The sequence below is a fragment of the Lelliottia sp. 7254-16 genome (assembly GCF_002922995.1).
In the GTDB taxonomy this organism is placed as follows: domain Bacteria; phylum Pseudomonadota; class Gammaproteobacteria; order Enterobacterales; family Enterobacteriaceae; genus Enterobacter; species Enterobacter jeotgali.
In genome coordinates this window covers 145,692-156,967 of the sequence record NZ_PQVS01000006.1, presented here as the reverse complement: position 1 = coordinate 156,967, position 11,276 = coordinate 145,692, and the positions used below count along the sequence as shown (strand labels likewise).

Here is an 11,276-nt window from a genome sequence, read left to right as displayed (position 1 = left end):
TAATAACAATTAAAGAAGGGATGGAAATAATAAATAACCAAAAGAACTAACCGGTTTTAGTCATGGTTCTTAACATTAAAACCGATAAAGCAACCTACTGAATTAAAACACATTAACCCGTATTTTTTGTGGCGAATCATCACTGCGCTGGCAAGGGCCGTTTTAGTTAATGCTAAAAAAGGGTCTTTCCGGTACTATTCGGCGGTTTTTTCCGCATTCGCATTACTGAGAGTTAATGATGTCCACCACCCTGTTTAAAGATTTTATGTTCGAAGCTGCCCACCACCTGCCGCATGTCCCGGAAGGCCATAAATGCGGTCGTCTGCACGGTCACTCCTTTATGGTGCGTCTTGAAATTACCGGTGAAGTCGATCCGCACACGGGCTGGATTATGGACTTCTCCGAGCTGAAAGCCGCCTTCAAGCCGACCTATAACAGGCTTGATCACTACTATCTGAATGATATTCCAGGTCTTGAAAACCCAACCAGCGAAGTACTGGCAAAATGGATTTGGGATCAAATGAAGCCGCTGGTTCCGCTGCTGAGCGCAGTGACCATCAAAGAAACCTGCACGGCAGGCTGCGTTTATCGCGGCGAGTGATGTTTGCCTTTGAGGCAGCGGTCAAACTCCCTTTAATTTCGCTATGTTAGGGTTGTGCGTTCTCAGGAAAAGGAGCGCAAGGTGGCGGACGATTTTGACCTTATTATTATTGGCGCAGGAATAGCAGGTTCGACCTGCGCTCTGCTCAGTGCCCGCGCCGGATTGTCCGTTCTGCTCATCGAGCGCGGCGAACAGCCCGGCAGCAAAAACCTCTCAGGCGGCAGGCTGTATGGCTACGCTCTCGCCGATATTCTCCCTGATTTTCACCATTCAGCTCCCCTTGAGCGTCGCATTACCCGCGAACATTTCTCCCTGTTAACCGCTGACGGTGCAACAAGCCTGTGTGCGCAAAACCCGGCGAGCCCATCGTGGAGCGTATTGCGTGCGCGTTTCGATCCGTGGCTGGCAGCACAGGCGGAAGCGGCGGGGGCTCAACTGCTGTGTGGCGTCACTGTCGATGCGTTGCACCGTGAACAAGGCCGTATCACTGGCGTGATGTGTGAGGGGGAATTACTGAGAGCCCGCGTCGTGGTACTGGCGGAAGGGGCGAACAGTCTGCTCGCCGAGCAGCAGAATCTGGTTTCTCGCCCGTCGATGGAGCAGATGGCGCTGGGCATCAAAGAGACGCTCGCCCTTGACCCCTCGCGCATTCAGGAACGTTTCCATCTCGAAGAGAACGAAGGCGCGGCCTGGCTGTTCAGCGGGCAAATCTGCGGCACCAAACCCGCCGGGGCGTTTCTGTATACCAATCAGCAGTCGTTGTCGCTGGGGATTGTCGCGCCGCTGGCGTCCCTGCGAAACGGACCGGGTTCCGCCTCCTCCCTGCTGGCAAAACTGAAACACCACCCGACGCTACGCCCGTTGATTCGAGATACCGAAACGCTGGAATATGCCGCCCATCTGGTGCCGGAAGGCGGTCTTAATTCGGTGCCCTTGCAGCGCGCCGGTGAGGGCTGGCTGCTGATCGGTGATGCGCTGCGCACCTGCATCAATACCGGCGTGACGGTCCGGGGCATGGACACCGCGATGCTTAGCGCCCAGGCCGCCGCGCAGGCGCTTATTGCCCATTTCCGCCAGCCGAAAAAACCACTGCAAACGCTGTTTGACCGCGAACTGGAACGCAGCATCCTTTGGCAGCAACTTCAACGCTATCGCCATGTGCCCGCGCTGCTCCAGCGTGAGAGTTTTTATCATCAGTGGCCAGAGTTCAGCCGCGCCATAATGCGCGATTTAACGCGGGTGGACGCCACGACCAACCTGCCGCTGTGGCGCATCCTGTTAAGTCATACGCGTCGCTTCGGCGTTGCGCAGATGGGCGCTGATATTCTGAGGAGTCTGCGATGTCTGTAAACGAAAGCCTGGCCCGCAATTGCTACCATCCCACCGCGAAAGCACATCTTCACCTGCACGACTCACTCAGCGAAGAACAGATTTCACAGCTGGTAAAAATTTGTCCTGCCGGATTGTTTACGCAAGATGTCGCTGGCAAGGTAAATGTGCATTTTCAGGGTTGTCTGGAGTGCGGTTGTTGTCGTCTGCTGGCGAGCCCCGACACGCTCGCCGACTGGCATTATCCCCCTTCCGGCGCTGGGCTGACCCTGCGTTTTGGTTAATTCACCTAAGGATCTTTCGTGCCATTAATTCACCTGCTGAGACAAAATCCGGTTATCGCGGCGGTCAAAGACAACGCCAGCCTACAGCTCGCTATCGACTCCGACTGTCAGTTTATATCGGTGCTTTACGGCAATATCTGCACCATCACCGGGATCGTGCAAAAGATTAAACAGGCCGGGAAGATGGCCTTTATTCATGTCGATTTACTGGAAGGGGCGTCGAATAAAGAGATTGTGATTCAGTTTCTTAAGCTGGTCACTCAGGCCGATGGGATCATCAGTACCAAGCCAAATATGCTGAAAGCCGCTCGCGCCGAGGGTTTTTTCTGCATTCACCGCCTGTTTATTGTCGATTCGATTTCGTTTCATAACATTGATAAACAGGTGGCGCAGTCCAACGCCGACTGCATCGAAATTCTGCCCGGCTGTATGCCGAAGGTGCTGAACTGGGTGACGGAGAAAGTGCACCAGCCGCTGATTGCGGGCGGCCTGGTGTGCGATGAAGAGGACGCCCGTAATGCGATCGCCGCTGGCGTGCTGGCGCTGTCCACCACCAATACCGATGTCTGGAAGCTGGCGAAAGATCTGAACTAAACCCGGCACTCCAGCAGCGCCTGAAGCACCTCCTGCGCATCGCCCACAACGCCCACATCCGCTGCGGCAAATATTGCCGCTGCCGGATCGCAATTAATCGCAACGATAAACTGACTTTGCGCCACGCCAGCCATGAATGCCGATGCGCCCGATGCCCCGGCAATCAGGCATACCTCAGGCGCAATATTTTGCCCGGAGATCCCCAGCATTCGCTGTTCGTCACAACCTCCGGTCATCACTCTTTGGCGGGTAAAGCCCGATTCAGCATGGAATGCAGAGGCTATTTGGGCAAACGCCGGGCTTGTTGCCCCCTGCCCCGTCGCCAGAACAATTCTGGCAGATTGCAATGGATGCGCGGATTTGCTGAGGATCTCAGGCTCCGGTAAACCACCTGATATTACGGCGGACACTATCTCAGTGACGGGAATATCCGCCGGGAAAACGGCGTTCAGCCGGGGAAGATTCGCTGCCAGCGACAGGCAAATCGGGCGACGATCAGGCCGCAGCGTGGCGGTGAGCGCATTGCCATACACGGCTTTGGTGGCGGTGTGCGTCTCGTTGTTCCAGGCCTGAACCTGACAAATGGCGCTGCCCCCCAGCCGCCACGCCAGCCGGGTAGCCAGTTCGTCGCCTGCCGTAGAGGGCGGAAAGAGCACCATGTCCGGCGAATCGGTGATAAAAGCCGACTCCAGCGAGGGCAGTAGAGACTCTGCCCTTTCCTCTTTTGCACGCCAGCAACGCTGCGGGTTAAACCCATGCACGGCGAGAAAATCCGCCATCGGGCCTTCGTCTTCGGGTTTAAGTATCACGATCGCGATGTTCATGGCTGCATCCTTTGCGCCAGGTAGTCATTCCACAGACGCTGCGCCGCCTGTTTTGCAGGCTCGTTGATGATAATGCCGCTGCGACGAGCGATGTGGCGCTCCAGTCTAAGGCAAGAAATGGATGAAACCGCTGCGTCGCATTGCCGCTGTTCAATATCTGCTTTCGCCGCCGCCAGCCGCGCACGCATGCCAGGCACCCGCAGCGCCATCTGCCCGCGATTACTTACCCGCAACACCGCGGGCCTATCGATATGCCAAAGGCTGCGCTGGTGCTGATCTTCACACTCCACCGTAAAGCCATCGCCGTCCACGCGCAGTCCACGCACCGATGACAAACACGGCCAGCCGAGCATTTCCGCCAGCAGCCACGCCGTTTGCCCGTTCTGTCCTTCGCTGCTTTGACTGCCGAGCAGTACCAGCTGCGCAGTGTTTTCCCTCGCCTGTGTCGCCAGCTGTTCAGCCACAAACGTAGGCAAGAAACGCAGATCGTCCGGACTTAAGAGCAGCGTCTGGCGGGAAAATCCCAACGCCGCCAGATTGCGTAAGCCAGGCAGCGCACGCTCATCGCCTATTGTGACTGCACTCAATTCCAGAGCGGGATTCGTTTCACGTGCGAGCAGCATTAGCTCCGCTGCACCCTGCTCGTCATTGCCCATGACCGCGCGCATCAACGTGCGATCCGGGCCAGTTCCGCTGCCGGCTGATGCCTGCCAGTCGGTCTCCGCCAGCATCGACAGATCCGGTTCAGCTTTAAACGCCAACAGAATGTTCATTGATTTTTCCCGGCGGTTTTGGCGGAAGATCGGCCGCCTCCACCAGCGATAGATTTTTCGTTTCCGGAGCCCACAGCAGCGACACCAACAGCCCCACCAGCAGGACTGCCACCAACATCAGCAGCGTGTGACGCATCCCCCAGGAGAGCAGCGCCATCGGCAACAGCCCAGTGGCAATTGCCGCCCCCAGACGGCTCATGGCAGTGGCAAAGCCCACGCCCAGCGAGCGGATATCGGTCGGGAAACTTTCGGCGGGCAAAATCCCCACCAGATTGCTCGCCGCCGAAATCGCCGTGCTAAACAGCACGAACAACAACAAAATCTGGGTGCTATTGCTGGCAGGCGTGAAGGCCAGCGCCGTCAGCGTCAGCGCCAACAGCAGAAAACTGCCAATCAAAAACTGGCGTCGGGAAAGCATCCAGGTGAGTACCAGCCCGAGCAGTGCGCCTACAATCAGCAGGCCGTTGAGGATCAGGCTCGCTGTGAGCGCATCTTCCAGGCCGATTGTCCCGGCGATGGTTGGCAGCCAGGTGTAAATAACGAACCACGGCACCACCAGGCAGATAAAAAACAGGCTGTTAAACGCGGTTCGCCGCCAGTAGCGGGCGGAGAACAGGGTGCTGATATGACGAGTCGTGACCCCGGCGATTTCGTCGCCCGGCAACACATTCGCGCCCAGGAAACGCCGCACTACCGCGTGCGCTTCGCCGATCCGCCCCTGGCGCATCAGCCAGCGGGGAGATTCCGGCGTCCCCATCCGTAGCAGCGTGATCGCCAGCGCCGGTACGGCAGTGGACGCCAGCAGCCAGCGCCAGGCTTCGGGCTCGCTGTTGATCCACAAATGCCCCGCCACGCTCGCCAGCACGTAGCCGATGGTCCAGACCACGCTGAATGCGCCCAGCAGCATGCCGCGATAGCGTTTCGGAGAAAATTCCGCCAGCAGCGTGTGGCCCACGGAGTAGTCCCCGCCGAGGCCAAAGCCAATCAGCACGCGCAGAAAAATCAGCTGCTCCGGCGAGGTGACAAAGAACTGGAAAAAAGAGGCCAGCGTGATCAGCAAAAAGCTGAAGGTGAAAATACGCTGACGTCCTGTGTGATCGGAGATCCAGCCCAGAATCAGGCTGCCAAGAAACAGGCCAAACAGCGCCGAGCCGCCGATCAAGCCTTCCTGCATGGCGGTGAGATTCATCTGCGACTGGAGCGGAATAATGGCGTAGCCAATGACGCCGAGCACATAACCGTCGGTCAGGTGCGCACCAAAGGTGAGTCCGGCAATACGCCAGTGAAAGCGGGTTAGCGGCAGATCGTCCATTCGTACGGGTGACGCGCTCATGGCTCCCCCTTGAGGAAAAAGGACGGCTTCCCCGAAGAGAAGCCGCAGCAAGTTCTACTTTTCAATCGGATAGATCGTACCCGTGTTCATGATGCCGTTCGGATCAAACTGTTTTTTCAGCCCTTCGAGCAACGCCCATGCGCTGCCATGTTCGGCTTTCGCCCAGTGAACGCGGTGCTTACCAATACCGTGGTGATGCACCATCGAACCGCCGAGAGCGATCGTCTCTTCGCAGATGATTTTGTTCAGCGGATTATGGTATTTATCAATTTCGTCTTCCGGCTTGCAGTCCACCACGTTGTAGTCGTAGACGAAGTACATGTTGGTGCCGTTGATGTAGCTGTGGGACGAGTGTCCGCCGAGCATGGTGATGTCATCGGCGTGCGGGAATTCAGTACGGATGCGGTGAATGACGCGCTCGTAAATCTGGTTGATGCTGCTCCAGTCGCCGGATACTTCAGTGGTGAAGCCCATGTTGCCAGTTTTGAGGATCTGCACGCGTTCTGCGGCCACTTTTTCCGGGCCCCAGTTGAGGTTGTTGAACCAGTTTTCGATAAGCTTGCTGTCCACGCGGGTGCATTGCGGGTAGCGCGCCACGATCTCGGCGATGCCTTCACCGGTGGCGCGCGCCATGCGCGGATTGCCTTCGGCCATAAAGATCATCACGCATTTGCCTTCGGCAAAATGGGTGAAGTGCTGTGTGCCGTCTTCGGCGTCGTACAAACGCGCAATCGACGGACGATAGCCTTCGACCATCACTTCGCGCAGGATCTCAAAGCCGGTTTTCATCTCGTCGAGGATGTAGCCGTAGTAGAGATTGTTTTCCGGGGTGAATTTGAAGATTTTCACTGTGACTTCAGTGATGTAGCACAGCGCCCCTTCGTTACCGATGATGATATGGCGAATATCCGGGCCAGCAGCACGGCGCGGCACGTTCTTGATGCGCGTAATGGTACCGTTCGGCAGCACCGCCTCCAGCCCGACGACCATATCTTCAATCGCGCCGTACAGGGTAGAAAACTGGCCGATACTGCGAGTCGCCACCAGACCGCCCATCTGCGCCAGCGGTTTAGACTGCGGCGAGTGGCCCGTGGTGTAGCCTTTGGCGCGCAAGGCGTTTTCCAGCACTTCCAGCGGCACACCGCACTGGGCCGTCGCCTGCATGTTTTCGATATCAATATCGATGATTTTGTTCATCCCGGAGCCGTCGAGCACCAGAGAATTTTTCACCACCGTTTCCAGTCCGCCTTCCGTCGCGGAAGCCCCGGTGCGCGGAACGCCGTTAATTTTGTACTGATTCATAAACGCCAGCACATCAGAAACCTGCTGGGTGGAGCCGAGTTTAACCACCGCCGCAGGCAGTGGCAGGGTGAACACGCCGTGGATATCGGCAAATTTTCGAAAGCGGTCGACGCTGTTTTTCTTCAGTACGTTTTCATCGGTCACCACGCGCTCGGGGCCAACAATTTCTTTTACCTGTTCAACAATTGCTTCGCGGGATAAAGACATAATAATTCCTTTCTGATTTAACGGTAATAAACAGAAACCACCGAATTAAGCGAAAAATGATTAACGGACTAAATAGCCGCCATCGACAACTAATAAATGACCATTCACATAATCAGACGCCCGACTGGAGAGATAAACCATCGCCCCCATTAAATCTTGAGTATCACCCCAACGATTCGCCGGAATATGATCCAGTACGCGCTGATTGGTTTCTGGATTACTGCGGGTGGCGGTGGTAATTTCCGTGGCGTAATACCCTGGCGCAATCCCGTTAACCTGAATGTTATATTGGCCCAATTCATCACAATAGGCTTTGGTGAAACCAGCCAGCGCATGTTTTGTCGCCGAATAGGCAGGTGACCACTGACCACCTAAATAAGAGAACAACGAACAGATATTAATAATCTTGCCGCTCTGCTGTGGAATCATAATTTTGGCCGCTTCATGACTTAATTCAAAAGCTGCCGTCAGGTTGACGCTTATCATTGGGTCCCAGTCGGCGCGGCCAAAATCCAGCACTTTATTCAGCTTACAGATCCCGGCATTGTTAACCAGAATATCGACAGTGCCGAAACGTTCGCAGCAGGCAGCAATAATCTGACGCGGTGCGCCTTCAGCTGTGATGTCCACCTGCATAAAGTCGACTTCCACGCCCTGCTGTTCAATCAGCTCACGCGTTTCGCCGTTGTCTTTGATGAAACTTGGGATAAACAGGTTGGCTCCGGCTTTCGCCAGCGCCATAGCAAACGCCTGGCCCAGGCCGCTGTTACCGCCGGTTACGATCGCGGTTTTCCCTTTGAGGGAGAAGAAATCCATAGAAAATGCATTAAGCGACTCGATAGACATAATGTGGCTCCACAATCCTTTAGGCAAAAAAAAAGAAAGGCAACTTCCCCCGGTAAGAGGGAAGTCACCTTTCTCATATTCTCTGGTAACTGGGATAATTTGTAGCATAGCGTCTCAAACGCGAATGTGATGAAACTCACAGAGATGGATTTCGCTCAAATGAAATAATAAATGGTCAGAAGCGTGATTATTCTCACACTCAAACATAAACGCTCATGATATTTGTAATGGCAATTACTCGAGACCATGAGAAAAGTAATCTGCTCCTCAAAGGGCGGTTTACTTTTCTCTTTTTTTTGTCTTTTTTTTAGCCTGATAACATCTACCCTTAACACGAGAGATCGCTATGCAACATTCACCCTGGCGTCGCTGGATAACCCTCGCCATTATTAGTTTTAGCGGTGGCGTGAGCTTTGACTTGGCCTATTTGCGCTATATCTATCAAATCCCAATGGCAAAATTTATGGGATTTAGCAATACCGAAATAGGGTTAATCATGAGTACTTTCGGAATAACCGCAATTATTCTTTATGCGCCAAGCGGGGTTATTGCCGATAAGTTTTCCCATCGCAAAATGATTACTTCTGCGATGATTATTACCGGATTGCTGGGCTTTATTATGGCCACTTACCCACCCCTGTGGGTGATGCTGCTGATTCAGGTGGCCTTTGCCGTCACCACCATTCTAATGCTGTGGTCTGTGTCGATCAAAGCGGCATCAATGCTGGGTGACAGCAGCGAACAAGGCAAGATCATGGGCTGGATGGAAGGGTTGCGCGGCGTGGGCGTGATGTCGCTGGCGGTGTTTACCATGTGGGCGTTTTCACGATTTGAACCCGATGACGCCAACAGCCTGAAAACGGTGATCCTGATCTACAGCGTGGTGTACATTCTTCTCGGGATCTTGTGCTGGTTCTTCGTCACCGACGGAACCCGTCAGAACGGACCCGGAGTTACCGCCGATAAGAAAGCCTTCCAGCTCAGCGACATTTTTGCCGTACTGCGGATCAGCACCACCTGGTATTGCAGCCTGATTATTTTTGGCGTGTATACGATTTACGCCATCCTCAGCTATTCCACCAACTATCTGACCGAAATGTACGGCATGACGCTGGTTGCCGCGAGCTATATGGGGATCGTCATCAACAAAATCTTCCGTGCGTTCTGCGGCCCGCTGGGCGGAATTATCACCACCTATAGCCGGGTGAAATCCCCCACGCGCGTGATTCAGATCCTCTCTGTTGTTAGCGCGTTGACGCTACTGGCGCTACTCGCCACCAACAATCATCCGCAGTCCGTCGCGGTGGGCATCGGCCTTATTTTACTGCTGGCCTTTACCTGTTATGCCTCGCGCGGGCTGTATTTCGCCTGCCCAGGCGAAGCCAGAACGCCAACGTTCATCATGGGGACTACCGTTGGGATCTGCTCGGTGGTCGGCTTTCTGCCGGACGTCTTTGTTTACCCTATCGTCGGCCACTGGCAGGACACGCTGCCTGCCGCTGAGGCCTATCGCAATATGTGGATGATGGGCCTGGGCGCGGTGTGCATGGTTATCGTCTTTACTTTCCTGCTGTTTCGAAAAATCAAAGGAGAAGAGCAATGTCAAAGCATTACATCATTGGAATAGATGGCGGGAGTCAGAGCACCAAAGTGGTGATGTACGATCTGAAAGGGAACGTGGTGTGTGAAGGCAAAGGCCTGCTACAGCCGATGCATACGCCCGATGCCGATACGGTTGAGCATCCTGACGACGATCTCTGGACTTCACTGTGCGCGGCGGGGAAAGACTTGATGCGCCAGTTTGGCGGCAAACCAGAGGAGATTGTCGGCATTGGGCTTGGTTCGATCCGCTGCTGCCGCGCCCTGCTCAAATCCGACGGCACGCCCGCTGCGCCGCTGATCAGCTGGCAGGATGCACGCGTGACGCGCCCTTATGAACATACTCAGTCAGATGTGGCATACGTGACATCATTTTCCGGCTATCTGTCACATCGCCTGACCGGTGAACGTAAAGACAACATCGCCAACTACTTTGGTCAGTGGCCAGTCGATTATAAAACCTGGAGCTGGAGCGATGACGCAGCGGTATTTAAGAAATTCAATATCCCGCGCGAAATGCTGTTTGACGTGCAGATGCCGGGCACGATCTTAGGCCATATCACCCCAGAAGCCGCGAAAGCGACCGGATTCCCGCAGGGTCTGCCGGTGGTATGCAGCACCAGCGATAAAGCGGTCGAAGCGCTTGGCGCGGGGCTGCTAGACGACGAAACCGCCGTGATTTCGTTAGGGACCTACATCGCACTGATGATGAATGGCAAAGCGCTGCCAAAAGATCCGCAGGCCTACTGGCCGATTATGTCGTCGATTCCAGAAACCCTGTTGTACGAGGGCTACGGCATCCGCAAAGGGATGTGGACCGTGAGCTGGTTGCGCGACATGCTCGGTGAATCGCTGATTCAGGACGCCAAAAAACAGGGCGTTTCCCCGGAAGATTACCTCAACCAAAAAGCCAGCCACGTGCCGCCGGGCTGCGATGGCCTGATGACCGTACTGGACTGGCTGACCAACCCGTGGGAGCCGTACAAACGTGGGATCATGATTGGCTTTAACGCCACGATGGATTATGCATGGATTTATCGTTCGATTCTGGAAAGCATCGCCCTGACGCTGAAAAACAACTACGACAACATGTGTACTGAAAGACAGCATTTTGCCAAGAGGGTGATCATTACCGGCGGCGGCTCAAACAGCGATCTGTTTATGCAGATTTTCGCGGACGTGTTTAACCTGCCGACGCAGCGCAATGCGATCAACGGCTGCGCCAGCCTCGGTGCGGCGATCAATACAGCTGTGGGCCTCGGGCTTTATTCGTCTTATCAGCAGGCGGTGGATAACATGGTGCGGGTAAAAGATGTGTTTACGCCGGTCGCGGCCCACGCGGTGTGCTATGAGGCGATGAATAAAGGGATCTTCAGGGAGCTCACTCAGCATACCGACCCGATTCTGAAAAAATCGTACGCGGTTTTCCATGGGGATTTAAGCGAGGTGGAGGCGATTCAGAGCTGGTCGAACGCGTAGATTTTTTTGCCGGGTGGGTGCGGTCTGATGCCCTCACCCCTGCCCTCTCCCACGGGGAGAGGGAGAAAACACTAAAAACAGCAACTTGCGTTGCTGTTTTGCTTT

The 11,276-nt window shown here is 54.9% G+C and carries 10 protein-coding genes and 1 pseudogene; 6 read left to right on the top strand and 5 right to left on the bottom strand.

Annotated features, from left to right (window positions below):
- Positions 1-235 precede the first annotated feature (235 nt).
- From queD to C3708_RS10780, 4 genes are all read left to right on the top strand, one after another.
- Positions 236-601, top strand: a complete 366-nt coding sequence (gene queD, locus C3708_RS10795) for a 6-carboxytetrahydropterin synthase QueD (RefSeq protein ID WP_095283133.1) — start codon at positions 236-238, stop codon at positions 599-601.
- Positions 602-682: 81 nt separating this feature from the next.
- Positions 683-1,951, top strand: coding sequence for an FAD-dependent oxidoreductase (locus tag C3708_RS10790; protein WP_103949245.1), 1,269 nt, complete (start codon positions 683-685; stop codon positions 1,949-1,951).
- A complete protein-coding gene (locus tag C3708_RS10785) occupies positions 1,942-2,214 on the top strand; it encodes a ferredoxin family protein (RefSeq protein WP_133159919.1) in 273 nt (90 codons plus the stop codon). Before C3708_RS10790 ends, C3708_RS10785 begins: the two co-directional genes overlap by 10 nt.
- An 18-nt stretch (positions 2,215-2,232) precedes the next feature.
- The gene (locus C3708_RS10780; RefSeq protein ID WP_103949244.1) at positions 2,233-2,808 is read left to right on the top strand and encodes a glycerol-3-phosphate responsive antiterminator; all 576 of its coding nucleotides are present in this window, start codon (positions 2,233-2,235) and stop codon (positions 2,806-2,808) included.
- On the opposite strand, the gene C3708_RS10775 is transcribed toward C3708_RS10780, so the two are convergent.
- The 5 genes and pseudogenes from C3708_RS10775 to C3708_RS10755 all read right to left on the bottom strand — a co-directional run bounded on the left by C3708_RS10775 (position 2,805) and on the right by C3708_RS10755 (position 8,093).
- On the bottom strand, positions 2,805-3,632 hold the full coding sequence (locus C3708_RS10775; protein WP_103949243.1) for an FAD-binding protein: 828 nt from the start codon (positions 3,630-3,632) through the stop codon (positions 2,805-2,807). The two genes, C3708_RS10780 and C3708_RS10775, sit on opposite strands and share 4 nt — an antisense overlap.
- Positions 3,629-4,405 carry an electron transfer flavoprotein gene (locus tag C3708_RS10770; RefSeq protein ID WP_103949242.1) on the bottom strand — a complete coding sequence of 259 codons (777 nt, stop codon included), beginning with the start codon at positions 4,403-4,405 and terminating at the stop codon, positions 3,629-3,631. The genes C3708_RS10775 and C3708_RS10770 overlap by 4 nt, the downstream gene beginning before the upstream one ends.
- Positions 4,383-5,803 (bottom strand): annotated as a pseudogene (locus tag C3708_RS10765) (MFS transporter). The gene C3708_RS10770 and the pseudogene C3708_RS10765 overlap by 23 nt, the downstream one beginning before the upstream one ends.
- Positions 5,793-7,247: an FAD-binding oxidoreductase gene (locus tag C3708_RS10760; RefSeq protein ID WP_103949240.1), complete on the bottom strand. Its 1,455-nt coding sequence runs from the start codon at positions 7,245-7,247 to the stop codon at positions 5,793-5,795. Before C3708_RS10760 ends, C3708_RS10765 begins: the two are co-directional and overlap by 11 nt.
- 60 nt (positions 7,248-7,307) lie before the next feature.
- Entirely contained in the window at positions 7,308-8,093 is a 786-nt protein-coding gene (locus C3708_RS10755; RefSeq protein WP_095283144.1) for an SDR family oxidoreductase, read from the bottom strand.
- Between the two features lie 346 nt (positions 8,094-8,439).
- Between C3708_RS10755 and C3708_RS10750 the strand changes: the two genes are divergently transcribed.
- Both C3708_RS10750 and C3708_RS10745 read left to right on the top strand, forming a co-directional pair.
- A complete protein-coding gene (locus tag C3708_RS10750; protein WP_103949239.1) occupies positions 8,440-9,720 on the top strand; it encodes a nitrate/nitrite transporter in 1,281 nt (426 codons plus the stop codon).
- A complete protein-coding gene (locus C3708_RS10745; RefSeq protein WP_103949238.1) occupies positions 9,693-11,171 on the top strand; it encodes an FGGY-family carbohydrate kinase in 1,479 nt (492 codons plus the stop codon). Before C3708_RS10750 ends, C3708_RS10745 begins: the two co-directional genes overlap by 28 nt.
- Positions 11,172-11,276 lie beyond the last annotated feature (105 nt).